24 protein-coding genes are annotated in these 24,607 nt (G+C 69.3%); 14 read left to right on the top strand and 10 right to left on the bottom strand.

Annotated features, from left to right (window positions below; translation table 11 throughout):
• Positions 1–107 precede the first annotated feature (107 nt).
• Entirely contained in the window at positions 108–1,364 is a 1,257-nt protein-coding gene (locus AC1DB1_RS13385) for an MFS transporter (protein WP_477201125.1), read from the top strand.
• A gap of 25 nt (positions 1,365–1,389) precedes the next feature.
• Here the strand turns inward: AC1DB1_RS13385 and AC1DB1_RS13380 are convergent, their stop codons facing one another.
• Complete coding sequence (locus AC1DB1_RS13380; protein ID WP_477201124.1) at positions 1,390–2,061, bottom strand: alpha/beta fold hydrolase; 672 nt, start codon at positions 2,059–2,061, stop codon at positions 1,390–1,392.
• Between the two features lie 78 nt (positions 2,062–2,139).
• Here AC1DB1_RS13380 and AC1DB1_RS13375 point away from each other — a divergent pair, with 78 nt between their 5' ends.
• Positions 2,140–2,991 (top strand): AraC family transcriptional regulator, encoded by an 852-nt coding sequence (locus tag AC1DB1_RS13375; protein WP_477201123.1) that lies wholly within the window; start codon positions 2,140–2,142, stop codon positions 2,989–2,991.
• Here the strand turns inward: AC1DB1_RS13375 and AC1DB1_RS13370 are convergent.
• Entirely contained in the window at positions 2,988–3,851 is an 864-nt protein-coding gene (locus AC1DB1_RS13370) for an AraC family transcriptional regulator (protein ID WP_477201122.1), read from the bottom strand. The genes AC1DB1_RS13375 and AC1DB1_RS13370 overlap by 4 nt on opposite strands.
• Before the next feature lie 234 nt (positions 3,852–4,085).
• On the opposite strand from AC1DB1_RS13370, the gene AC1DB1_RS13365 reads away from it, so the two are divergent.
• Positions 4,086–5,078 carry a helix-turn-helix transcriptional regulator gene (locus AC1DB1_RS13365; protein WP_477201121.1) on the top strand — a complete coding sequence of 331 codons (993 nt, stop codon included), beginning with the start codon at positions 4,086–4,088 and terminating at the stop codon, positions 5,076–5,078.
• Positions 5,079–5,093: 15 nt separating this feature from the next.
• Here AC1DB1_RS13365 and AC1DB1_RS13360 read toward each other — a convergent pair whose 3' ends face one another.
• From AC1DB1_RS13360 to AC1DB1_RS13350, 3 genes are all read right to left on the bottom strand, one after another.
• Complete coding sequence (locus tag AC1DB1_RS13360) at positions 5,094–6,116, bottom strand: redoxin family protein (RefSeq protein WP_477201120.1); 1,023 nt, start codon at positions 6,114–6,116, stop codon at positions 5,094–5,096.
• Positions 6,113–7,333, bottom strand: a complete 1,221-nt coding sequence (locus AC1DB1_RS13355) for an epoxide hydrolase family protein (protein WP_477201119.1) — start codon at positions 7,331–7,333, stop codon at positions 6,113–6,115. Before AC1DB1_RS13355 ends, AC1DB1_RS13360 begins: the two co-directional genes overlap by 4 nt.
• Before the next feature lie 352 nt (positions 7,334–7,685).
• A complete protein-coding gene (locus tag AC1DB1_RS13350; protein ID WP_477201118.1) occupies positions 7,686–8,147 on the bottom strand; it encodes a GNAT family N-acetyltransferase in 462 nt (153 codons plus the stop codon).
• A gap of 84 nt (positions 8,148–8,231) precedes the next feature.
• Here AC1DB1_RS13350 and AC1DB1_RS13345 point away from each other — a divergent pair, with 84 nt between their 5' ends.
• From AC1DB1_RS13345 to AC1DB1_RS13330, 4 genes are all read left to right on the top strand, one after another.
• A complete protein-coding gene (locus AC1DB1_RS13345) occupies positions 8,232–8,852 on the top strand; it encodes a DUF3887 domain-containing protein (RefSeq protein ID WP_477201117.1) in 621 nt (206 codons plus the stop codon).
• Complete coding sequence (locus AC1DB1_RS13340; RefSeq protein ID WP_477201116.1) at positions 8,849–9,916, top strand: lysostaphin resistance A-like protein; 1,068 nt, start codon at positions 8,849–8,851, stop codon at positions 9,914–9,916. Before AC1DB1_RS13345 ends, AC1DB1_RS13340 begins: the two co-directional genes overlap by 4 nt.
• Before the next feature lie 46 nt (positions 9,917–9,962).
• Positions 9,963–11,036 (top strand): glutaminase A, encoded by a 1,074-nt coding sequence (gene glsA / locus AC1DB1_RS13335; RefSeq protein WP_477201115.1) that lies wholly within the window; start codon positions 9,963–9,965, stop codon positions 11,034–11,036.
• Between the two features lie 116 nt (positions 11,037–11,152).
• Positions 11,153–11,440, top strand: a complete 288-nt coding sequence (locus tag AC1DB1_RS13330; RefSeq protein ID WP_271175520.1) for a hypothetical protein — start codon at positions 11,153–11,155, stop codon at positions 11,438–11,440.
• Between the two features lie 43 nt (positions 11,441–11,483).
• Here the strand turns inward: AC1DB1_RS13330 and AC1DB1_RS13325 are convergent, their stop codons facing one another.
• Positions 11,484–12,332: an MIP/aquaporin family protein gene (locus tag AC1DB1_RS13325; RefSeq protein ID WP_271175519.1), complete on the bottom strand. Its 849-nt coding sequence runs from the start codon at positions 12,330–12,332 to the stop codon at positions 11,484–11,486.
• 161 nt (positions 12,333–12,493) lie between these two features.
• On the opposite strand from AC1DB1_RS13325, the gene AC1DB1_RS13320 reads away from it, so the two are divergent.
• Both AC1DB1_RS13320 and AC1DB1_RS13315 read left to right on the top strand, forming a co-directional pair.
• On the top strand, positions 12,494–13,480 hold the full coding sequence (locus AC1DB1_RS13320) for an NADP-dependent oxidoreductase (protein ID WP_477201114.1): 987 nt from the start codon (positions 12,494–12,496) through the stop codon (positions 13,478–13,480).
• A gap of 106 nt (positions 13,481–13,586) precedes the next feature.
• Complete coding sequence (locus AC1DB1_RS13315; RefSeq protein ID WP_477201113.1) at positions 13,587–15,239, top strand: stealth family protein; 1,653 nt, start codon at positions 13,587–13,589, stop codon at positions 15,237–15,239.
• Between the two features lie 15 nt (positions 15,240–15,254).
• Here the strand turns inward: AC1DB1_RS13315 and AC1DB1_RS13310 are convergent, their stop codons facing one another.
• The 3 genes from AC1DB1_RS13310 to AC1DB1_RS13300 form a co-directional block, all read right to left on the bottom strand.
• Positions 15,255–16,232 (bottom strand): phosphodiesterase, encoded by a 978-nt coding sequence (locus tag AC1DB1_RS13310; RefSeq protein WP_477201112.1) that lies wholly within the window; start codon positions 16,230–16,232, stop codon positions 15,255–15,257.
• Between the two features lie 107 nt (positions 16,233–16,339).
• Positions 16,340–16,888: a cysteine hydrolase family protein gene (locus AC1DB1_RS13305; RefSeq protein WP_477201111.1), complete on the bottom strand. Its 549-nt coding sequence runs from the start codon at positions 16,886–16,888 to the stop codon at positions 16,340–16,342.
• Between the two features lie 8 nt (positions 16,889–16,896).
• On the bottom strand, positions 16,897–17,139 hold the full coding sequence (locus AC1DB1_RS13300) for a hypothetical protein (protein ID WP_271175514.1): 243 nt from the start codon (positions 17,137–17,139) through the stop codon (positions 16,897–16,899).
• Between the two features lie 152 nt (positions 17,140–17,291).
• Here AC1DB1_RS13300 and AC1DB1_RS13295 point away from each other — a divergent pair, with 152 nt between their 5' ends.
• From AC1DB1_RS13295 to arfA, 5 genes are all read left to right on the top strand, one after another.
• Entirely contained in the window at positions 17,292–18,311 is a 1,020-nt protein-coding gene (locus AC1DB1_RS13295) for a LacI family DNA-binding transcriptional regulator (RefSeq protein WP_477201110.1), read from the top strand.
• A 216-nt stretch (positions 18,312–18,527) separates the two neighbouring features.
• Complete coding sequence (locus AC1DB1_RS13290; protein WP_477201109.1) at positions 18,528–19,847, top strand: ABC transporter substrate-binding protein; 1,320 nt, start codon at positions 18,528–18,530, stop codon at positions 19,845–19,847.
• An 85-nt stretch (positions 19,848–19,932) separates the two neighbouring features.
• The gene (locus AC1DB1_RS13285) at positions 19,933–20,877 is read left to right on the top strand and encodes a carbohydrate ABC transporter permease (RefSeq protein ID WP_271175511.1); all 945 of its coding nucleotides are present in this window, start codon (positions 19,933–19,935) and stop codon (positions 20,875–20,877) included.
• A complete protein-coding gene (locus AC1DB1_RS13280; RefSeq protein ID WP_477201108.1) occupies positions 20,874–21,788 on the top strand; it encodes a carbohydrate ABC transporter permease in 915 nt (304 codons plus the stop codon). Before AC1DB1_RS13285 ends, AC1DB1_RS13280 begins: the two co-directional genes overlap by 4 nt.
• 54 nt (positions 21,789–21,842) lie before the next feature.
• Positions 21,843–23,351, top strand: a complete 1,509-nt coding sequence (gene arfA / locus AC1DB1_RS13275) for an arabinosylfuranosidase ArfA (RefSeq protein ID WP_477201107.1) — start codon at positions 21,843–21,845, stop codon at positions 23,349–23,351.
• A 102-nt stretch (positions 23,352–23,453) separates the two neighbouring features.
• On the opposite strand, the gene AC1DB1_RS13270 is transcribed toward arfA, so the two are convergent.
• On the bottom strand, positions 23,454–24,509 hold the full coding sequence (locus tag AC1DB1_RS13270; RefSeq protein ID WP_477201106.1) for a LacI family DNA-binding transcriptional regulator: 1,056 nt from the start codon (positions 24,507–24,509) through the stop codon (positions 23,454–23,456).
• Between the last annotated feature and the right edge of the window lie 98 nt (positions 24,510–24,607).

Here is a 24,607-nt window from a genome sequence, read left to right as displayed (position 1 = left end):
CAGCCGACGTCCGGCGACCCGCACGCACCGCCGCATCCAGGACGCTCGATCAAGCGCGCGGGACGCTCGGTCAGGCGCACGCGTCGCGCGTGCGCGAGGCTGAGGTCATGTCCGTCGATACCGCCTCCCTGCACGCACTCGAGCGCGCGCCTGCGCGACGCTCCTCCTGGCTGGGCGTCGTCGCGCTCATGTTCGGGATCTTCGCCCTCGTTACGAGCGAGTTCCTGCCCGCGAGCCTGCTCTCGCCGATCGCGGCCGAGCTCGGCGTGTCCGACGGCACGGCCGGGCAGGCGGTGACCGCGACCGCGATCATCGGGATCGTCGCCGGACCCGGCGTCGGACTGCTCTTCCCTCGGCTGAACCGGCGCTACCTGATGGTGGGTCTGGCGCTGCTCGCCGCGGTGTCCAACCTGCTCGTGGCCGTCGCTCCGGAGTTCTGGATGCTCCTCGCGGCCCGGGTGCTGCTGGGCGTGGCGATCTCGGGGTACTGGTCGATGGCGCTCGCCGTGACGGCACGGCTGGTGCCGGCGGCGCACCTCGGACGGGCGATGATGATCGTGAACACCGGGGTCTCGATGGCGACGGTCGTCGCGGTGCCGCTCGGCGCCTTCCTGGGTGCGGTGTGGGGATGGCGCGCGGTGTTCCTGTCGGTGGCGATCGTTGCGCTGGTCGCCGCGGTGATCCTGTTCGTCTGCCTACCGCCGGTGGCAGCGGCGAAGGAGGCGGGATTCCGGTCGCTGGTCGACACGCTCCGGTCGCCGGTGATGATCGTGGGGCTGGTCGCCGTCATCCTCCTCGCGGGTGGACACTTCGCCGGCTTCACGTACATCCGGCTCGGTTCGGCGGAGATCCCGGACCTCACGGCGGGCGGACTCGCCCTGCTGCTGGCGATCTACGGGGCCGGCGGTTTCGTGGGCAACCTCGTGGCGGGAATCCTGGCCGATCGCCGGCTGAGGCTGGCGCTCGTGCTGATGCCGGCCATCCTCGGAGTGGCGGTCGCGACGTTCGCGATCCTGCCCGGGATCGTGCCGCTCGCGTTCGTCGCGGTCGGGCTCTGGGGCTTCGCGTTCGGCGGCGTGCCCACGCTGGTGCAGACCTGGTCGGCCCGCGTCGAGCCCGATCGGATGGAGGCAGCCGGCGGACTGGTGGTGGCGGGCTTCCAGACCGCGATCACGCTCGGCGCCGCCCTCGGCGGTCTGCTGGTGGACGGCGCGGGGGTGGAGGCGACGCTCGTCTCCGGGGCGGTCTCCGCGGTGCTCGGCGGGGTGCTGCTCGGCACGGTCAGCCGCGGTCGTGTGGGAACGGCGGCCGACCAGGCGAACGGCGCGACGAACAGCGCGGCGACCGGCACGGCGCAGGCGTAGCCGCCGCGGTCGCCCGCCCGCCCGGTCAGCTCCCGAGCAACAGGTCGGCGACCGCTCCCGGAGCCTCGCGCATGGCGTCGTGGGCGGTCGGGAGGTCGTGGACGCGCCAGTCCGGATCCGCAGCGAGTCGGGCCCGGAGGCCGGTGAAGGGCGTGCCCTCCCATCCGGAGCAGTACACGAATTCGCGGCGAGGGACGCGGTCGACCGCGCCGGTGAGCCGCACCGCCTGCAGGAGCGAGGCGATGGGATGCGGGCGGCGGCGTGGGTCGCGGCCAGGACGGTCGGGCGGACGCACCGCGTATCCGGTGCCGGCAGCGCCGGCTGCGAACGCCTGCCGGTACGCCTCGGTGGTCGACGACCAGCACGAGTCGCCGTCGCTGGGCACGTACGCGTCGAGGTGCACCAGCCGTGACACCCGACCGCCCGCGCGGTCGGCGGCGGCGGCGATGACCATCCCGCCGTAGCTGTGGCCGACCAGCGTCACCCCGGTGAGGTGCTCACGATCCAGGAGTGCCAGCACGTCGTCGGCGTGCGTGTCGAGGGTGGCGGTCGCGACCGTTGTTTCGTCGTCATCCGGCCGCAGCCCGGTCAGCGTCAGCGCGTGCACGGCGTGACCGGCGCGCTCCAGCAAGGGGATGACCCCCTCGAAGGCCCAGCCTCCATGCCACGCCCCAGGTATGAGTACGAACGTCTCCATCGGTTTCTCCCTGCTTTCGATCCGTGGATCCAGCCCATCAGATCGGCCGCTGGCGTGCTACCGATAAACTGCCACATCATGATCGCTCGCCGCCAAAGCAACCTCAGCAGCCGAAGCAGCCGAACCAGCCGAACTCCCGCGGCACAGCCGGAGTCGTCGCACATCTGGCCGTCGGGCGGACGCCATCTGTGGCCGTCCGGCGGCGTGAGTGCGCGGCAGTCGCACGACCGCGGCCACCTGGTCTACGCGGCCTCCGGCGTGCTGGCGGTTCACACCGATCGCGGCACGTCGATCGTCCCGGCGAACCGGGTGGCGTGGACCCCCGCCGGGTACAGCCACCGGCACGAGGCCCACGGCGACACCGATATGCGGATCGTGTTCCTCGAGCCGGCACTCGCGCGGCACCTGCCCGACCGTCCCGCCGTGTTCCTCGCCTCCGGCATCGCGCGCGAGATCCTGCTCGCTCTGACCGGGCCCGAGAACGACGACCGCTCCACCCCGGCGCACCCCAGCGCCGCGGGCTCGCGCCTCCTCCGGGTGCTCGTGGACGAGCTCTGGGAGGCGCAGGAGCAGCCGCTGCACTTTCCCGAACCGCAGGATGACCGGCTGCAGGCGATGGCGCGGCTGCTGTCCGAACGTCCGGCGGACAACGCGTCGCTGGCCGAACTCGGCCGCACGATCGGTGCGAGTTCCCGCACGCTCAGCCGGCTGCTGCACGACGAGCTCGGCATGACCTTCTACGAGTGGCGCACCCAGCTACGCATCTACCACGCGCTCGTGCTGCTGGCCGAGGGTCACGACACCACCCAGACCGCTCACGCCTGCGGATGGGCCAATCCGAGCACGTTCATCGCGGCCTTCGCCGCCATCATCGGCACCACCCCCGGCCGCTATCGGGCCGGTCGGCAGAGCGCTGCTCCAGGGGACTAGGCGTTGGGCTGCAGAGCCCGGCGCCGCCACGTCGCCGGGCTCTCGCCGGCGTGACGGCGGAAGGCGCGGCTGAACGCGGCGTCGGAGCCGTAGCCGAGACGTTGCGCTGCCTCGCCGATGGTCAGGCGTTCGCTCCGGAGGAGCCGCTCGGCCTGCTCCATCCGCAGGGCGGTGAGGTAGCGGGTCGGCGACTCTCCGACGAGTTCGCGGAACCGGCCGGCGAAGACGGACCGCGAGGAGCGGGCGACCCGCGCGAGGCTCTCGAGGGTCCAGGCATTGCCGGGGTCACCCCGCATCGCCTCGATCGCGCGCGCGATGTGCGGGTCGCGCTGTCCCACGAGCCACGACTCGAGCGCACCGCCGTTCTCGGCCCACGACCGCACCGCGGCCGAAGCGATGAGGGTCGCGAACCGATCGGCGATGACACTCGACCCCGGCCGCCCGTCGCTGCCGGCGACCTCGCGCACGAGGATCTCGACGAGCTGGGCCATGTCGGGATCGCGGGTGCTGAAGCCGCAGGCGACGAGCACGTCGGGCAGCACGCCGACCAGCCGGGTGGTGTCGCATCCGGCGCATTGGAGGGCGCCCGTGACGACGGCGGCCGGTTCGGCGGCCGTCACCTCATGCGGCGCGACGCCGCTGAGCAGCACGAAGTCGCCCGCTCGGAGGGTCAGACTCTCGCCGGGCGTGCGCAGGTCGAGCGATCCGGTGACCACGTAGTGGAAGCGCATCGTGCCGCCGGGAAGGGTCGTTCGCCGCAGCTCGGGGAGCTCGACGCGGCTCGCCTCGAGCAGGCGCCATTCGAGCGTCGCGAGGGCGCGCTCGAGGCTCGTGTCCTCCGTGACCGCCGCGAGTGTCATGAAGGAACGAACCACCGACGGGATGCGCGCATTCCCGCACGACGACGGTGCGCGGGCGGTCACCGGATGCAGGCCCGTCGGGCGTCTCGCGAGCGTTGTGCGCGGCAACCGCCCTGCGCTAACCTGCAGACCTCGGAGCTTCACCTCAGCCGGTCGGCGTTTCGTCGGTGAATCGACTCAGGCCGCGGGCTCTGCGCACGGGACGACCCGACCTCGTGAATCGAGATGGCGACCATGGCAGTTGACGAGCGCGTGCCCGCCGCGGGGCCCCCGGAGGCGGTCACGGACCGAGCGACGGATCGAGCGACCGACCGAGCCGCGCCTGACGACTCCGCGGCGGACACGCAGCGGTGGCTGCGCGAGATGGGAGCGCTCCTCGCGCTGCCCGCATTGTGGGTGGATCACGAACCCCCGGAGATCGCCACCGGCCTCCTGAGCGTGCTGTTCGGCATGCTGCGCCTCGAGGGCGCGTACGTGCGCTTCGACGACCCCAGGGCCGAGCATCCACTCGAGCTCTGGCGCCCGTCGGGGGAGCAGCCCCCGGCCGAGCTGGTGGGCGCGTTCGACGAGGACGACGTGCCGGCGTCCGGCGTCACGACCTGCGTCGTCCGACTGCCGGCGCGGGGGGTGCTCTCGGTCGTGAGCGTGCGACTCGCGCTTCCCTGGGAGAGCGCCCGCGTGTCGGTGTCGGCCCGACGGGACGGATTCCCGACCGAGATGGAGACCCACCTGCTGCGGGTCGCCGTGAGCCAGGCGGCGATCGCCATCCACACGGCTCGGCGGCTCGCCACGGAGCACGGCGCACGGGCAGAGGCCGAGGAGCTGCTGCTGCGGCAGAACGAGGTGCTCCGCACCCTGGTGGACGACGTGGAACCGTCGCTCGCCGCGATGACCAGACGGGTTCGGGAGGCATCCCGGCTCGTCGCCGAGCTCGATGCAGCCTCCGGATCGCGGCACTCCGGTCGCGTGGCCGGCGCTGTCGCCACCGCGGCACCCGGAGATCCGGCGGGACGCGCCCCGGCGCGCACCGCCCTGCTGCGCCTGACGCCTCGGGAGCTCGAAGTGCTCGGCCTCCTCGCGCAGGGCCTCAGCAACAAAGAGATCGCCGGCGTGATGTGGCTGAGCGACCGCACGGTCGAGCGCCACATCACGAGCCTGTACCGCAAGATCGGGGTGGCACGCCGCAGCGAGGCGACCGCCTTCGCACTCCGGCACGGCGTGGGGTGAACCGCTCGGGCCCCGTCAGCCGAAGGTCATGCAGTACGCCGCCGCCCCGGCTTCGGGGAACTCGATCTCGACCACGCGCTCGGCGACGGCATCCGGCTGGCGGATGAGCTGGTACGTGCCCGGGCTGTCGATCACGCCGCGGCCGTCGTCATCGACGTCGGTCCCGTGCGCGCGGCCGGGAGGCCGCCCGTCGAGGGTCACGCGCACCGGGATCGCTGAGCCGGAGGCCGACGGCGCGACCACCAGGTTCACGTCGCGCGCCTGGAACGCGAACGAGATCCGGCCGCCGCCCTCGTTCACCACAGCTGCGTGCCGTGACACGGTCCAGTCGCCGGTGAGGTCCCACTCGTTGAGCCGAAGCCGCTCGTGCCCGGCGTACACGTGGGCGCGGTCGTAGAGGTCGGCGTCCTCCGAAACGAAGCCGCTGCTCTGCCCGTACCCGAGATACGACTCGGGCGAACGCAGCGTCGACCAGTCGGCGGCGACCTCCAAGCCGCGCGGTTCGACCGCGACGAGGTCGGGTCCGGTATCCGGTGCACCCGCCTCGGCGAGCAACTGCTGGATCACCATCTCGGTCATCGCGTACTCGCCCTCGCCGAAGTGGTGGTACCGGATGCGCCCCGCCGCATCGGCGAGGTAGAGCGCCGGCCAGTAGCGGTTCGCGAAGTCGTCCCACACCCCGTAGTCGGCGTCGAGGGCGACCGGGTACTCGACGCCGAGCGCGCGTGCGTGGGCCGTGACATTCGCCACGTCGTGCTCGAAGCCGAACTCCGGGGTGTGCACGCCGACGATGGTCAGCCCGGCATCCGCGTACTTCGCGTTCCACGCGCGGAGGTAGGGCAGCGTGCGCAGCCAGTTGACGCAGGTGTAGGTCCAGAAGTCGACCAGCACCACCCGCCCGCGCAGCGCCTCCGGTGTCAGCGGTGCGGAGCCGATCCAGCCGGTCGCCCGGTCGAACGGTGCGAGCCGCCCCTCATCGGGGAGCGTTCTTCCGCCATCCGCCGGCCGATGCGCGATGGAACGGAACAGGCCGCTCACCGCAGTGACCGGAAGGCGGCGCGCAGCTCCTGCGAGAACAGCTCGGGCTGCTCCCAGGCCGCGAAGTGGCCGCCGCGGTCGAGCCGGTTGAAGTGGATCAGGTTCGGGTACGCCTGCGTCGCCCAGCTGCGCGGCGCCGCGTAGATCTCGTCGGGGAACACGCTGACGGCGACCGGTAGCGTCACACCCTTCGGCGCGAAGAAGGGGAGCTTGCTCTCCCAGTACAGCCGTGCGGAGGAGACCGCCGTGTTGGTGAGCCAGTAGAGCGTCACGTTGTCGAGGATGTCGTCGCGCGTCAGCCCCTCCGACCCGCCGGCGAACACGCGTGCGATCAGGTCGTAGCTGCGGGCGTCGTGGTCGAGCATCCACGCCGCGAGCCCCACCGGCGAGTCCGCGATCCCGTACAGCGTCTGGGGCCGGTTGCTCATCTCCTGGGCGTACGAGAGCCCGTGCGCGTAGAAGAACTCCAGTTGATCCCACGCCCCGCGCTCCTCGTCGGAGAGATCGGCCGGGGCCGGTTCGTGGTTGTCGAGTGCCGCCTGGATGGCGTCGGGCACGGTGGCCGCCATGTTCGTGTGGATGCCGATCAGGCCGGGAGGCGTCAGCAGCGCCAGCTGCTCCGTGACGGCGTTGCCCCAGTCCCCGCCCTGAGCGACGTAGCGGTCGTAGCCGAGACGCTGCATCAGCTCGCTCCAGGCGCGGGCGATCCGGATGGGGTCCCAGCCGAGCTCCCGCGGAATGCCGGAGAAGCCGTGACCCGGGAGCGAGGGGATGACGAGGTCGAACGCGTCCTCCGCACTGGCGCCGTACGACGTCGGATCGGTGAGCGGACCGACGATCTTCAGCTGCTCGATGATCGACCCGGGCCAGCCATGGGTGACGATCAACGGGAGCGCGTTCTCGTGCTGCGACCGCGCGTGGATGAAGTGGATGTCGACCCCGTCGATCTCAGTGACGAACTGCGGGAGCGCGTTGAGGCGGGCTTCGACCGCGCGCCAGTCGTGCCCGTCCGTCCAGTGCTGTGCGAGCTGCTGCACGACCTGGAGCTGAACGCCTTGCGACGCGTCGTCGACGAGCTCCTTGTCGGGCCAGCGCGTCTCGCGCACGCGTCGGTGCAGGTCGTCGAGGTCGGCCTGGGGGATCGAGACGCTGAAGGGGCGGATGGCGGAGCGGTCGTCGCTCTGGCCCGCGTCGGAACGCGGGGTGGTGATGGTCATGGTCGTCTCCTCGGGATTCGGGGCGACGGATCGGGATGCGCTCGCCGCCGTGACCGACTCTTCCGCTGCACGGTGCGGGGCTGCATCCGGGGCACCCCTCACAATCCGGGGCGGGATGGCGGTCGCGCTGGGGAGAACCCCTCACCCTCTTTCGGTCATGCGCGGCTCGGGTGACGCCAGAGCCGTCGAGGAGCACAATGGGGCGAGGAGGACACGATGACGAACAAGACCCCGCGTGAAGAAGAGATCCAGAAGGAGCAGGAGCGCCGCGACGAGGAGAAGCGCCGCGAGGAGGAGGCCGAGGAGCGCCGACTGAGCTGACCTGCGCCGCGCGCCGTGCCGTGCCGTGCCGCTACGGCCGGTATCGCTGCAGCAGGCGCTCGCTGGGCGCGAAGCCAGCACGCTCATACACGGTGAGGGCTTCTTCGCTCGAGTGCACGGTCACGCGCTCGGCGCCGAGGGTCCAGGCCCGATCGAGCACCGCGGCGAGCAGCCGGCCGCCGACGCCCGCATTGCGCTCCGCCGGGATCACGTAGACCGACTGCACGTCCGCCGACAGCCGGTCGACCGAGCGCGGGGTGGGAACGCGTGCGATGACGGCCAGCCACGCCATCCCGACGATCGCGCCGTCACGCACGACCACCGTGCAGTGATGGCTGGACGCGTTACTGCGGTACCAGCGCTCGGCGGAGTCCAGGAACTCGTCGCGGGAGATCGGGGGCTCCACGCCGTTCTCGAGGTCCCAGCGCCAGCGCAGTTCCGCCGCTGCCCGCACCTCGTCGTCGTGCAACTCCCGGATCAGCACCCCAGCCATTCGTCCATCCTGGCAGGGCGGTGTTCGGACGGCGACGCAAGCTGGGGTTGACAAACAGGGTATCTGTCAAGCAATACTTGACAGATGACGATGAGTTCTGCGGCGGTCTCGGCGTTTCTCGCGTCGGCGCAAGCCCTAGCGGCCGGGGTCGGTCGCGCGCCGGACCGCGAACATGCGCTCGAGAGCGTGAGACGCGCGTCCGCGCTCACAAGCGAACTGGATGCGCTGCTGCAGGTGATCGTCGACGACGCGCGTGCAGCGGGTGTCACCTGGCAGAGCATCGGGGAGATCCTCGGGGTCTCGCGACAGGCGGCATTCCAGCGTTTCGGACATCCCATCGACCCCAGAACAGGAGAACCGATGAACACCACCCCGCTCGACGGCGCCGAGGAGATCGCGATCGCCGTCTTCGCCGACCTCGCGGCAGCGCGCTGGTCCGCGGTGACCGATCGCTTCGACGCGACAATGGCCGAGGCCCTCGCCGCGGAGGACCTCGCGGCGGTCTGGGCCCAGCTGATCGGCACCGTCGGCGTGTTCGAACGAAGCACTGCCCCGACGGCGCGGCGCACGGCCGATGTCACCGTCGTCGACGTTCCGCTGGAGTTCGAGGCGGGGGACATGGTCGGCCGCGTGAGCGTGCGCGACGACCGCGCGATCGCCGGGCTGTTCGTGCTCACCCCGGCAGCGGCGGCTTCGGGCTCATGACCGGGATGGCGCACGCGGGAGGCGAGCCGGCGGTGGGCGGCCCGACGGCCGAGGAGCCGACGGTGGGCGAGCCCACGGTGGGCGAGCCTGCTCGAACGGCCGCGCAGCCCGCCTCGGGACCGAGCAACCGACCGCAGCGCGTCCCGTGGCCGGCGGTCGCCGCCTTCGTCGTGATCTCGTTCGGACTGGCCTGGCTCGCTGTCCTTCCCCTGTGGATGAACGGCGGGCTGCGGAACCCGCTGGCGGGCATCCTGTTGCCGGTCATGATGTTCACGCCGCTGATCGCCGCGCTGCTCGTCGTGTTCTTCGTGCAGAAGCCCCGGCCGCACCGCATTCCGGAGTACCTCGGGCTGTGGCCGCTCCGCCCGGTGTGGCGCGTGGTCGGTCTGAGCCTGGCCGGACTCTTCGGCAGCGTGCTGCTCGTCTTCGCCGGGGTGTTCCTGGCGGCGGCACTCGGGATCGTGCGCCTCGACCTGGTGCACTTCTCCGGCTTCGCGGCTCTGATCGACGAGCAGCTCGCCGCGCAGGGGGCCGGATCGCTGCCGCTGCCGATCGGCGTGCTCGTGCTCGTGCAACTCGCCGCGATCCCGGTCGGCGCCATCGTGAACGGGTTCGTCACCGTGGGCGAGGAGCTCGGCTGGCGCGGCTGGCTGCTGCCCAGCCTGCGTCCGCTCGGCACCTGGCCCGCTCTGGTGATCACGGGAGTGATCTGGGGGCTGTGGCACAGCCCGGTCATCCTGCTCGGCTACAACTTCGGTCAGCCGGACCTGCTCGGCGTCGCGCTGATGGTCGGCGGCTGCACGCTCTACGGGATCCTGATCGGCTGGCTGCGACTGCGGTCGGGGTCGGTGTGGCCGGCCGTGTTCGCGCACGGTGCCTTCAACGCGGCAGCGGGCGTAGCCGTGCTGCTCACCGCCGCCGGGTCGACCGCACCCGCGTCCGCTCTGAACCCGCTCGGCTGGGTGACCTGGATCGTGATGGCCCTCGTGATCCTGGTGCTCGCGCTCAGCGGTCAGTTCGCGAAGCAGCCGGCGCTGGAACGCCGGACCCGGCGTACGTCGTAGCCATTGCGCCCCACCCCGGGAATCCCTATGGTCGGGACTATCGACGATGACGGAGGCCACGATGGCGTATCCGGAGCGGCAGGCAGCGCTGCCCGACTTCTCGACTCCCGACGATCAGGCGCACGGGGTCCCTGCTGAGCCCGCCGCCGTATCGACGGGAAGTCTTCCCAGCCCCGAGCGTGTGAAGGCGTTGCTCGAGGAGGCCCACGATCGGTACCGCGACCTCGACGATGGGGCGGTAGCCGACTACATCCCGTCGCTGGGGCGGGCAGACCCCGGTCTGTTCGGGTTGAGCATCTGCGGGGTCCGCGGGCAGTCCGCCAGCACGGGCGACGCCGCACTGCGCATCTCGATCCAGTCGATCTCCAAGGTGTTCGTGTTCGCGCTGGTCTGCCATGCGCTGGGACACGCGGAGGTCTCGCGGCGGGTCGGCGTCAACAACACGGGTCTCCCGTTCAACTCGGTGATGGCGATCGAGCTGAGCGACGGCGACCCGAGGAATCCGCTGGTCAACGCGGGCGCGATCACGACGACGGGGCTCGCGCCGGGGGCGACCGCCGCGGAGAAGTGGACGTTCATCCAGGACGGCCTCTCGCGCTTCGCGGGGCATCCGCTCGAGCTCGACGACGAGGTCTACGCGTCGGAGGCCGCGACGAATCAGCGCAACATGGCCATCGCCCGGCTGCTGCAGAGCTACGGGCGGATCGACGTCGACCCGATCGAGACAACGGACGTGTACACGAAGCAGTGCTCGCTCCTCGTCTCGACGGAGGACCTCGCTGTGATGGCGGCCACGCTCGCGAACGGCGGGACCAACCCCGTCACCCGCGAGCAGGTGATCGACGCGGCGGTCTGTCGGGACACCCTCGCGGTGATGGCCACCTCGGGGCTCTACGAGTTCTCGGGCGACTGGCTGTTCGAGGTGGGGGTGCCGGGCAAGAGCGGCGTCTCGGGCGGCATCATCACCGTCGCGCCGGGCAAGGGCGGGCTCGGCACGTTCTCGCCGCGGCTCGACCCGGCTGGGAACAGCGTGCGCGGCCAGCGCGCCGCGCGCTTCCTCTCCCATGCGCTCGGGCTCGACGTGTTCGCCTCGAAACCGTTCGATCCCGCCGGCGCCTGACGTACGCGCATCCGGCTCGGAAATCAACGGGAGCGTGCCGAACTTGCTAGTTCCGTGAACTAGTTGTTCGATGGGTCAGGCCGCAGATCCGCCGCGGCACCCGACAGAAGGCAGCCATGACCGACGCGAGCGCAGAGACCCAGGAGCCGGTGGAATTCCCGGACGACGAATACGCCTACGGCGGCTACACCGTGCGCCTGGTCCCGGTGCCGGATGCGCGCGGGACGTGGCGCGTGGAGAACGACGAGCGGTACTTCGGTCTCGTCACCCTGGCGGACCCGGTGAACGGCGATCCCGGCGTGCACTTCGCCAGCCGCTTCCCGGGCGAGGAGGACATCCCGCCGACCACGGTCGACAGCGACTGGACGAAAGCGGTGCAGTTCCTGATCGACGCCAAGGACTGACCGGGGCTGCGTGACCGGCCGGGCGCGCGCATCCGGCCTGTCGTCACGGCTGGTCGGGTGACGACACCCTCGTCTTGATCGCGCCCTGTGCCGCGCCGGAGCCGGCGATCCCACCGCCGCGCCCCCGCAGCACGAACGCGACCCCGACGGCGACGACGGCGCCGGCGATGGGCCCGGCCACGTACACCCAGTACGCCGTGAAGTCCCCGGCGACGAGGTCGGGGCCGAAGGTGCGGGCCGGGTTCATCGACGCCCCCGAGATCGGGCTGCCCCACAGCCCTGCCAGGATGATGTACGCGCCGACTCCGAACGCGCCGACGATGCCCACGTTCTGCGCTCCGGAGGCGGTGCCCAGGATGACGCTGACCAGCCCGAACGTCAGCACGAGCTCCATGACGAAGGCGATGCCGTCGGCGTAGCCTTTCGCCGGGTAGTTCGAGCCGGCCGACGCCGAGACGGGGAGCACCGCCGTCAGGAACCAGGCGGCGAGCGAGGCTCCGGCGAGCTGGACGATGATGTAGCCGGGCACGCGCGCCCAGGGGAAGTCGCCGCGCAGCGCGAACGCGATGCTCACCGCCGGGTTGAGGTGCGCGCCCGAGACCTTGCCCATGAACAGGATGATGGCGAACACCATCAGTCCGGGAGCGACGACGGCATCGGTGCGCGTGATGGTGTTCGCAAAGGCTTGCCCCATCATCCCGCCGCCCGCGGCGACGAGCACGAGGAAGAACGTCCCCAGCAGCTCGGAGAACAGCCGCCGCCATTCCTGGGACGAATCGTGGAAATCCTCGATGGACTGATCGATGCTGACCGGGAGGTGCAGGATCCGGCCATGCACCAGGTCCGACAGCACCGTGCCCGCCGGCTTGTCCAGCTCGCGTTCCTCTGTCATCCCGTCACGGTAGCGGCCGCTGAGCGATCTGCGATCACCCGGAAAGGATGATGTCTGCCGGCCGCCGCGCGGCGGGGTGGCTGGGAATCGCGGCCCGGCCGTAGCGCCTCGAGAATTTGCTAGCTAAGCTAGTTATATGCCGTCCTAGGAGGCGCAGCTCGATGAAGAAACCGCAGAACATCCGGGTCGTGGAGTACGACCGAACCGGTGGAGTCGAGGTGCTCGAACTCCGCGAGCATCCGGTGCCGGAGCCAGGTGACGGGCAGGTGCTCGTCGAGGTGATCGCCGCCGGGATCAACCACATCGAGGCGTTCATCCGCGCCGGCCGCGAGCCCGAGGTGCGCACGCCCTTCCCGCGACGGCAGGGCAGCGACTTCGCCGGGATCGTCGTCGCGATCGGGCCGGGCGTCGCGGGATTCCGGCCGGGCGCCGACGTCGTCGGGCACGTGTCGGCGGGAGCCCATGCGACGCACGTGCTCGTCGCCGCCGATGCCCTCGTCGCCAAGCCGAAGGCGCTCGCCTGGGAGGTCGCGGGCAGCCTGTATCTGGCCGGCGTCTGCGCCCTCGACACCCTCGACGAGCTCCGGATCGGCGCCGGAGACACGCTCGTCGTCTCGGCGGCCGCCGGCGGGGTCGGCAGCATCGAGACGCAGCTCGCGAAGCGCGCGGGTGCGACCGTGATCGGCACGTGCGGCGAGCGCAACTTCGACTACCTGCGCCAGCTCGGGATCAAGCCGGTGCTGTACGGCCCGGGAATCGCCGACCGCATCCGCGCCGTCGCGCCCGGGGGCGTGACAGCCTTCATCGACAACTTCGGCCAGGACGGCCGAGCGCTCGCCGACGAGCTCGGCGTCCCGTCGGCGCGGTACCGGTCGAGCGAAGACCGGAGGCAGCGCGAACTGGCCGCGCTCGACGACGATCCGGAGGCGCGCGAGCGGTCGACGCGCCAGCTTGCGCGCATCGTGACGCTCGCCGCCGAACACGCGATCACGGTGCTGATCTCCGGCTTCTATCCGCTGGACGACATCCGTGGCGCGTTCGACGACCTCGAGAAGCTGCACGCCCGCGGCAAGATCGTGCTCGGCACCCGGCCGGTGTCGCCCTTCCGGGTACTCAAGGCGCGTGACGTCGCCGACGCGCGCGCGTGAGCGGGGCCGCTCCGGCCCTGGCTGGGAGGGTGAACACGCAGATGAGTGCCGTATTCTTCTGGAGACGGCACCGGGCCGTCCTGACTGAGCCGAATGATCGGAGAACATGACCGCTGGTAGCGCCGCGACCCACAACTTCTCGCTGGAGCCGACAACTGAACCCGACGGAGAATTCGGGCCGTCGAGCGGAGCGGGGACCGTCTCGAGATCGTGGCCGACCACGCACAATCGAGCCGACGTCGTGGTGCGCAAGGGCGTGGCCCGCCTGGTCAATACGACGCTCACGCCGCATCAGGCCCTCGTCGAAGACCTCCTCTTCATCGGTGACGTGCTGACCGCCGCCGGCATCGACTTCCTCTTGGTGCGCGGCAACGACGAGCGCCCGGTCATCGCGCTCGACCAGTCCCTCAAGGGTCGGCTCACCGAGGTCCTGGCCGACGCGTGCGTCGACGAACCGCTCTACTCCAAGACGATCGACGGCAAAGACGCCCGGCCGGTACTGGTGAGCTCGGGTTCCCTCTCTCCCAAGCGCAAGGCCCGCATCTTCCGTCTCTACCGCCCGCGGATCGAACCGGTCGGCGGACTCAGCTACGGCGCGTCCACCGGCATCGAGGTGCAGTTGTGGCGATTCGGCGACGACGTGATCGACTGCCCGGTGGAGAACTCGCTCACCCGGCGCCTGCTGCCGAAGGCGGAGGCCGTGCGCGCGACCGTCGACCTGTACGGCCGCACCTGGAACACACTGCGCGGGATGTTCGACCCGCACGCCTCCGACGTGCGCTTCGACATCGACATCGTGTTCTCGTGGGTCGACGGAACGGACCTCGAGTTCCAGCGGGCACGCGCGAAGCGGATGCAGAACTACGTGGTCGGCGAAGGCGACGACTCGGAGGCGCGGTTCCGGCAGATCAACGAGCTGAAGTTCGCGCTGCGATCGATCTACCTGTTCGCCCCCTGGATCCGGCAGATCTTCATCGTGACGGACTCGCCGCGTCCGGCGTGGCTCGACGAGCATCCGTCGGTGCGCATCGTGCGGAGCGAGGAGTTCTTCGACGACCCGGAGGCGCTGCCGACCCACAATTCGCACGCCATCGAGAGTCGCCTGCACCACATCGAGGGGCTCAGCGAGCACTTCCTGTACTCGAACGACGACATGTTCTTCGGGCGGCCGGTGCAGCCGAGCATGTTCTTCTCGCCGGGTGGCGTCACCAAGTTCATCGAGGCGCAGACCCGCATCGGGCTCGGGGAGAACGACCCCGCGCGCAGCGGGTTCGAGAACTCCGCCCGCGTGAACCGCCGCCTGCTCTGGGAGCGGTTCGGCCGCGTCATCACGCGTCACCTCGAGCACACGGCGGCGCCGTTGCGCACGAGCGTGCTGTACGAGCTGGAGCGGGCGTTCCCGGAGGACTTCGAACGCACGCAGCGCAGCCAGTTCCGCGCGAGCACCGACATCTCGGTCACCAACTCGCTTTACCACTACTACGCGCTGATGACCGGCCGCGCCGTTCAGCAGGACAGCGCAGAGGTGCTCTACGTCGACACGACATCGCGTGCGGGGCTGGGGATGCTGCCGGGGATGCTCAAGAAGCGCGACGTCGACCTGTTCTGTCTCAACGACGGGAGCTTCCCGGAGGTGTCGGCCGATGAGCGCACGGCCGTCGTCACGGAGTTCCTCGAGCGCTACTATCCGATCGCGGCGCCGTGGGAGAAACCGGCAGAGGTCGGGGCGGCCGAACCCGAGGTCTCCGCTCTGGCGTGACGTCCGGCCGGATGCTCAGGCGGGCGTCGCCGCAAGCGTCGCGAGCGCCGGGTCGTCCACGAGGGCGAGCGCGGGTTCGACGGCATGCGTCGTCGCGGCCGCAGGCGGGATGACGATGCCCGAGCGTTCGAGCCGGCCGGCCGACTCCTCCGGCGTCACGTAGCTCACGGTCGGGTAGTGCCCGATCGGGACGACCGAGTGCAGCACGGTCGAGCCGAACACGTGCACGAGATTGAAGGCCTGGGCGCCGTCGCGGCCGCGGGTGCCGCCGGCCGCGACGTTGAGATCCTGGGTGTAGCAGGTCGCGGAGGCGACGGAGACCGGGATCCCCGCGAAGGTCGCGTTCGTCGAGTAGTGCAGGTGCCCGGCGATGATGCTGCGGACATCCGAGCCCTCGAGCACCTCGGCGAGCGACCACTGGTCGCGCAGCTCGACGGAGACGGCCAGGTCGAGCACACTCGGCACGGGCGGGTGGTGCATGGCCAGGATGGTGCCGTGCGGCGCGGGGCTCGCGAGCTCTTCGGCGAGCCAGTCGAGCTGGGCCTCCGTAACCTCGCCGTGGTGGGCGCCGGGGACGGTCGAGTCGAGGGTGATCACACGCAGGCCGGCGAGGTCGGTGACGCGATCGACGGGCGCCATCGAGGGGGCGAGCCCGAGCAGTTCGGAACGGAAGGCGGCGCGGTTGTCGTGGTTGCCCATCACCCAGATGACCTGGGTGCCCATGCGGGCGGCGGCTGGCTCGACGATGCTGCGGAGCTTCGCGTAGGCGGCCGGATCGCCCTTGTCGGCCAGATCTCCGGTGAAGACGATCGCGTCGGGGCGGGCGCCCGCCTCCTCGAACTCTTCGAAGAGCCGGCGGAGGTGCGCGTCCGCGTCGACCTTGTCGTAGAGCAGGCGGTCCCCGGTGATGAGGTGGGTGTCGCTCAGGTGGAGGAGGAAATGGCTGGGCCGGGGGTACTCCGCGATTCGCGTGGCCTGCGCCTGCGTGCTCATGGCGACATCCCATCAGGTGTTTCTGAACGGGAAGTGGACAAACGCCCGCGAGTTGCAAGGCCGATCGGTGAATCGGCGGGGTGCGGGAGGGGGTTACGGCTCGTCGGTCAGCGCGCCGAGACGAGCTCGGATGCCGAGACGGCGGTGGCGTAGCTGCCGGCGAGAGCGGCCATGAAGGCCGCGTGCACGCTCGCGCCGGGAACGACCGTGTCGCCGAATTCCAGGTCGGGCGCCGCGCAGGCGTCGTGCACGACCGTCACGGAGAAACCGAGATCGGACGCGGCACGCACGGTGGCGTCGACGCACATGCTCGACATCATGCCGAGCACGACGACATCATCGATGCCGGCGCCACGCAGCGTGGACTCGAGGGGCGTGCCGAGGAACGCATTCGGCTCGGCCTTCCGGATGATCGTCTCGCCCGCGAGCGGCGTGACCGATGGGTGGATCTCGACGCCGGCGGTGCCCGGGCGCATGAACGTCGCATCCGGCGCGTCCCAGACGTGCTGGATGTGCACCACGGCGTCGCCGGCCGCTCGGAAGGCGTCGAGCACGGTCGCGGCGTTGGCCGCCGCTGCCTCCGGCTCGACGAGCGGGAAGGCGCCACCGGGGAAGTAGTCGTTCTGGATGTCGACGATCACGAGTGCGCGGGACATGGAGCCTTTCAGTCGAGATCGTCGATCGTCAGCGGGATCGTGGCGATGTAGGGGTACGACGGCATGGGGGAGCCGTCGGTGTCGTCGTCGAGTTCGTAGATGTCGTACGCGAGCGCGCCGCCGAACGTGGTGGCCACCCTGATCTGGCCGGGCGGGCATCCGCCGATCAGGGGCACGACCACGACGCTGTCCAGCGTCTGGCCGTCTTCGTAGAAGAGGGCTGCTTCGATGGTTCGCTGCGAGGCGTCCATGCGGCGGAGCCTACGCCCGCGCGGGCGCACCGCCGCGGATGCGCGCCGCGCGTCGTTCTTCGGCACATCTCGGCCCGACGCTCTGGCCGTGTCGTGCTCGCGGGAAAGGCTTGTACATCGTTGTAGGGTTCCAACTGAACTGAGGAGGGCTCGTGGCGGTCACGCTGCACGACGTCGCGCGGGCGGCGGGGGTGTCGATCAAGACGGTTTCGAACGTCATCAACGATTACCCGCACATCCGCGAATCCACGCGCGCACGGGTGCTCGAGGCCATCGCCGAGCTCGGGTACCAGCCGAACCTCTCGGCCAGGGGGCTGCGGTCGGGGCGCACGGGAGCGATCAGCCTGATCATCCCGGATCTCAAGAACGCCTACTTCGCAGAGCTGGCCGACGCGGTCATGCGGGCGGCCGGCGAGCACGATCTGGTCGTGATGATCCAGCAGAGCGGCGGGATGCGCGAGCGCGAGCTGGAGGTGCTCCACGGTCCCCGGATGCGCATGGTCGACGGCGTGCTGTTCAGCGTTCTCGCCCTCGGCCAGGACGACGCCCACCTGCTCGACATCCCCACGCCCCTGGTGATGCTCGGCGAGCGGATCTTCAACGGACCCGCCGACCATGTGACGATGAAGAACGTCGAGGCATCGCGCGCGGCGACCGAGCACCTGATCGGGCTGGGCCGCCGCCGCATCCTGGCCTTCGGGGCCCACGAGAACGAGGTCATCGGATCGGCCGGCCTCCGGCTGACCGGCTACAAGCAGGCGATCGAGGCGGCGGACCGCCCCCTCGACGAGTCGCTGATCGTCAACGTGGGCAACTGGCACCGCTCCGACGGTGCGGAGGCGATGCGTGCGGCGCTCGCGCGCGGGCTGCAGTTCGACGGTCTCGTGGCGTTCAACGACTCGATCGCGCTCGGTGCGATGCGCGTGCTGCAGGAGGCGGGCATCCGGATCCCCGAGGACGTCGCGGTGATCGGCTTCGACGACATCGACGAGACGCGGTACTCCCTGCCGTCGCTGTCGACGATCGATCCGGGGCGCGAGGAGATCGCCAGGACGGCCGTATCGGTGCTGATGGAACGCATAGCCGACCCCGCCTCTGAGCGCCCACCGCGCGAATACGAGGCTGACTTCCGGGTCGTCGTCCGCGAGTCGACGATGGGCCGCGCGAGCTGACGTATTCGTTCTGCGGCGATTCTTGACATCGGCGGCGGCGACTCGCCATGATGTATCTACAACGTTTACCTACAACGTTGTAGATCGCCTCTCGCAGGCGAGCAACCCCATGCACACAACGGCGTCAGCAGGTGGCATCCACCGGTACAGGAGACGTCGGCTCCACCGTGGAGCGAAGCAGACAAAGGTGTCTTGCACACCGCGAAAGGAACTGAAATGAAACGGCTCCTCGCAGCGGGCGTCGCGCTCGCAGCCGTCGCCATCGGGCTGACCGGATGCTCGGGCAGTGACGCATCCAGTTGCCAGAACAAGATCGTCAAGCCCGACGCCACCCAGGTCACCATGTGGGCCTGGTACCCGGAGTTCGAACCGGTCGTCGACCTCTTCAACAACAGCCACGACGACGTGCAGATCTGCTGGACGAACGCGGGCGCCGGCAACGACGAGTACACGAAGTTCTCGACGGCCACAGAGGCGGGTTCCGGTGCACCCGACGTCGTCATGCTCGAGACGGAGGTCGTTCCGAGCTACATCGCGCAGGGGGCGATCGAGAACCTCAGCAAGCTCGGCGCCGACAAGGTCAAGGACAACTACTCGGAGGGCGCCTGGTCCGACGAGTCGAGCAACGGCTCCGCCTATGCGATCCCGGTCGACGGTGGTCCCGTCGGCATGCTCTACCGCCAGGACATCCTCGACAAGTACGGCATCGCCGTTCCCACGACGTGGGAGGAGTACGCCGCGGCGGCGCAGAAGCTCAAGGACGCCGGTTCGACGTCGAAGCTGACCAACTTCCCCGGCAACGGCCGCTCGTACCAGCAGGCACTGTTCGCCCAGGCCGGTTCCGCCCCGTACACCGTCTCGAGCAAGACCGATGTCTCGGTCAAGCTGAACGACGAGCCCAGCAACAAGGTGCTCAGCTACTGGAACGACCTCGTGCAGAAGAAGCTCGTCGGAACCGAGGACGCCTCGACCACCGACTACAACACCCACCTGGTCGACGGGACCTACGCCAGCGTCATCGCGGCGGCGTGGCTGCCCGGCTATCTCAAGGGCTTCACCGGCGCCGACAAGAACGCCGTCTGGCGTGCGGCACCGCTTCCGCAGTGGAAGGGCGCCGCCGCGACACAGGTCAACATCGGCGGTTCGGCCTTCGCCGTGAGCAGCCAGGCCAAGGACAAGAAAGCGGCAGCCGAGGTCGCCATGGGCATCTTCGGCACCGAAGCGGCGTGGAAGCTCGGAATCGAGAAGGCGGCACTGTTCCCGCTGTGGAAACCGATCCTCACGTCGGACTACTTCCAGAATCTCCAGTACCCGTTCTTCGGCGGCCAGGAGATCAACAAGGATGTCTTTCTCACCGCGGCGACGGACTACAAGGGCTTCCAGTTCAGCCCGTTCCAGAACCTCGCGTACGACAAGCTCACCGAGGCGATCAACGCGACCAACAAGGGCAAGAAGTCGCCGTCTGAGGCGCTCGACACCTATCAGAAGGCCGTCGTCGACTATGCCAAGGGCCAGGGCTACACGGTCGCACAGTGACCGGATGCGCGGTGGGGCCGGACGATCGCTCGGCCCCACCGCGCACCAGCCCTTGGCAGCCCCTGGCACTCAGAAAGGATTGACCATGGCCGATACGGCCCTCGCTCCCTCGCTCGTCGACGCGCGACCGCGCCGACGTCGGCGTGATCCCGTCGCAACGCGGCGCGCCCGCTGGGGATGGTACTTCGTCGCACCGTTCGCGGTGTTCCTCACGCTCTTCCTCATCATCCCGCTGGTCTACGCCTTCGTGCTCAGCATGCAGAACAAGACCGTCGCGACGGGCAACCAGTGGGTGTGGTTCGACAACTACGCGAAGGCGTTCAGCGACCCGCTGTTCCTGCAGGGCGTCGGGCTCGTCGTCGGCTTCTCGCTGGTGCTGATCCCGATCCAGATGCTGGTCTCGCTCGTCGCCGCCCTGCTCCTGGATTCGCTCGCTTCACGGTTCTCGCGCTTCTCGCGGTTGATGATCTTCGTGCCGTACGCGGTACCGGCGGTCATCGGCGCACTGATGTGGGGCTTCCTCTACAGCCCGAGTTTCGGGCCGGCGGCCGAGATCTTCGGCTGGTTCGGGTTGGACGCGCCGAACTTCTTCTCCGACGGCAACATCTTCGGCAGCCTGGTGAACATCGTCACCTGGCAGTGGGCCGGCTACTACATGATCATCCTGTACGCGGCGTTGCAGGGCGTCGACCCGTCGATCTACGAAGCGGCGCGCGTCGACGGTGCGAATGCGTGGCAGACCGCCGTGCGCATCAAGATCCCGATGATCTCGTCGGCGCTGGTGCTGATCCTCGTGTTCGCGCTGATCGGTACGCTGCAGTTCTTCACGGAGCCGCAGATCCTCCGCGGCCTCGCGTCCGGGTCGATCACCGCCAGCTACACCCCGAACATCTATGCGTACACGCTGGCGTTCTCCTACCACCAGTTCAACTACGCGTCGGCGATCTCGTTCGCGCTCGGTCTCGTCGTCTTCATCGGGTCGTACATCTTCATGTTCGCCACCCGCAAGAGAAGTGGATTCATGTCATGACAACCGCAACCGCACCCGCGCGAACGCGACGACGCGCACAGCCGGGGCACACCCGCGAACTCCGCACGGGGCGGCGTCTCGTTCCCCACCTGATCCTCGCCGCCTTCATCATCTATTTCGCCCTGCCGTTCTGGTGGCTCATCGTCGCCAGCACCAAGAGCCAGCAGAACCTGTTCGACGGCTCGACCAGCCCGCTGTGGTTCGCCGGCGACTTCGACCTCTTCTCGAACATCGGGTCACTCTTCAGCTACTCGGGTGGTCTCTACCTGCGTTGGCTCGGCAACTCCTTCCTGTATGCGCTCGCCGGCGGCATCGGTGCCACGGTCATCTCGGTGCTGGCCGGGTACGGATTCGCGCAGTACGCGTTCCGGGGGCGCACCGCGTTCTTCGCCATCGTGCTGGGCTCCGTGATGGTGCCCGCGACCGCACTCGTCATCCCCCTCTTCGTGCTGATGAGCGGGGCGCATCTGACGAACACCGTCTGGGCCGTCATCCTGCCGTCGATGCTCAACCCCTTCGCGGTGTACCTGATGAAGGTGTACGCGCAGGATGCGATCCCGAGCGAGATGCTCGACGCGGCCAGGGTGGACGGCGCAGGGGAGATCCGCATCTTCGCGACCGTCGCGCTCCCGCTGCTGCGCCCCGCGCTCGTCACGGTGCTGCTGCTGTCGATCGTCGGCACCTGGAACAACTTCTTCCTGCCCCTGGTGATGTTCTCCAATCCGCAGCTGTTCCCCGTGACGGTCGGACTCGGCGCATTGCAGGCACAGGCTCAGGTGAACACGGGTGGACAATCCTTGTGGAACCTCGTGATCACGGGAGCACTCATCTCGATCATCCCGCTGGTGGTGTCTTTCCTCACCCTGCAGCGCTACTGGCAGGGCGGCCTCTCCATCGGCAGCGTCAAGTAGCCGCCGGCTCCTCCGATCCATCGATCCCACCCAGAAAGTAAGGAAACAGAACCCATGCCAAACGCCTCCGTGGCCCTCGATCGCGGTGCCGTGGTCGCTCCCGTCAACCGCCGGCTCTTCGGCTCGTTCGTCGAGCACCTCGGCCGCTGCGTGTACGACGGGATCTACGAACCAGGGCACCCGACGGCCGACGAAGACGGTTTCCGCCGCGACGTGGTCGACCTCGTGCGCGAGCTCGGCTCGTCGACCATCCGCTACCCCGGCGGCAACTTCGTCTCGGGGTACAAGTGGGAGGACGGCATCGGCCCGCGCGAGGACCGCCCGGTGCGCCGCGATCTCGCCTGGCACTCGCTCGAGTCGAACCAGGTCGGCGTCGACGAGTTCGCCCGCTGGTGCGCGCTCACCGGCTCCGAGCTCATGATGGCCGTCAACCTCGGAACGCGCGGCATCGCAGAGGCGTTGGACCTGCTCGAGTACACCAACCACCCGTCGGGAACCGCGCTCAGCGATCTGCGCATCGCCAACGGCGCGACGGAACCGTACGACATCCGGATGTGGTGCCTCGGCAACGAGATGGACGGCCCCTGGCAGCTGGGCCACATGAACGCAGAGGACTACGGAAAGCTCGCCGCGCGCACCGCCTCCGCGATGAAGATGGTCGACAAAGACCTGGAGCTCGTGGTCTGCGGATCGTCGGGCTCCGGGATGCCGACCTTCGGCGAGTGGGAGCGCGTGGTGCTCGAGCACAGTTACGAGAACGTCGACTTCGTCAGCTGCCACGCCTACTACCAGGAGCGCAAGGGCGACCTCGGCTCGTACCTCGCGTCGTCGCTCGACATGCAGTACTTCATCGAGACGGTCGTCGCGACGGCCGACCACGTGAAGCACAAGCTGAAGAGCAAGAAGACCATCAACCTCTCGTTCGACGAGTGGAACATCTGGTACCTCGACGAGCACCAGGCCTCCGACGAGGTCAACGACGAGTGGCGGTTCGCCCCGCGTCAGCTCGAGGACGTGTACTCGGTGGCGGATGCCGTGGTGCTGGGCAACCTGCTGATCACGCTGCTCAAGAACAGCGATCGCGTGACCTCGGCGAGCCTCGCCCAGCTGGTCAACGTCATCGCGCCGATCATGACCGAGCCGGGCGGCGACGCGTGGCGGCAGACGACGTTCTTCCCGTTCTCCGTGACCAGCCGGCTGGCGGAGGGCGTCGTGGTTCGCCCGTCGATCTCGGCAGGAACGTACGAGACCGAGGTCTACGGCACCGCTTCGTTGCTGGACTCGGTCGCCACCTTCGATGAGGAGTCGGGTCGCAGCGCCGTCTTCCTGGTGAACCGCAGCCAGACCGAATCGCTCACCGTGACGGTGGATGCGCGGAGTTTCGACGCGGCTCGGATCGCCGAGGCGGTCTCGCTCCACGACGACGACGTGTACGCGAAGAACACGCACGAGGACCAGAACCGCGTGGGACTGACGGCCAACGAGTCGGCCGCGCTCGCCGACGGCGTTCTCACGGTCACGCTGCCGCCGGTCTCCTGGACGGCCGTCGCGCTGACGCGCTGAGCAGTTTCCGTCGTTTCGTTCCGTTTCGCTCCGTTCTAGTTTCGTTGAGGGGCGGCGAACGCAGCCAAAACCGCCGTTTTGGCTGCGTTAGCCGCCCCTCAACTAGTTAAGAGTTGGGGCGGGGCCCGTGCTGCTGCGCACGACGAGGCGCGTCGGCATGCTCGAGAGCGCTGCCGGCTCCGGGTGCGACTCGATCTCGGCGATGAGCAGCTCGACGGCGCGACGTCCGGTGGCCTCGAACTCCTGGTGGATGGTCGTCAGGGGCGGCCAGAACGAGTCCGACTCCGCCATGTCGTCGAAGCCGACGACGCTCACGTCTTCGGGAACGCGGCGTCCGTTCTCGTGCAGGGCGCGCAGCACGCCGAGCGCCATCTGATCGTTCGCCGCGAACACGGCGGTGATCTCCAGATGCGCGGCGATCGTCAGCCCGTGCTCGTAGCCGGCCGTCGTCGACCAGTCGCCCTGCATGAGCTCGGGCACGACGCGGCCGTTCTCTTCCAGCACCGCGCGCCAGGTCTGCGCGCGGCGGGTGGCTGAATAGGAGTCGGCGGGCCCGGCGATGTGCCACACAGTCGAGTGGCCGAGGGAGAGCAGATGCTCGGTCGCGAGGCGGGCGCCCTGGGCCTGGTCGGTGTCGACCTGCGGGTAGTCGCTGCGCTCGGTGGAGTCGATGACGACCACGGAGAGTCCCGGCGGCAGCTCCACATCCGCTCGATCGATGATGTGCGCCTCGATGACGATGATGATGCCGTCGACGGCGAGCCCGAGCAGTCGCGAGAACGCGACGCTGACGTCTTTCTGCGTCGGCTTCTCGACGGGCACGACGTTGATCGAATAGCCGGCGGTCGCGGCGGAGACCGCGATGGCGTCGAGCGTGCGCATATTGCCGTAGGAGGAGAGCGTGAACATGATCACGCCGAGGCTGCGGAAGTGTCCCGACCGCAGAGCGCGCGCCGCGCGGTTGGGGCGGTAGCCGAGCTCCTGCATCGAGCGGAGCACGCGATCACGGGTGGCGGCCTCGACATTGGTGAGGCCGTTGGCCACCCGCGAGACGGTCTGGGTGGAGACCCCAGCGAGTCCGGCGACATCGGCGAGTGATGGTCCGCGGCGCGCCCGCGCCGACTGCGGCAACGGTGCGCCGATCACGGGTTCGGTCATGCCGGTGGCTCTTCTCTCCATTGTGCGGGCCAGGTTTCATACTCTCGCAGATCCGCGTTCGGGTTGCGTCATGTTGACGTCAACATGCTATGGTACCC

It is taken from the genome of Leifsonia sp. 10N434, from assembly GCF_056394405.1.
Note: the sequence above shows the minus strand (reverse complement) of the source record. Positions and strands in the feature narration are given on the sequence as shown.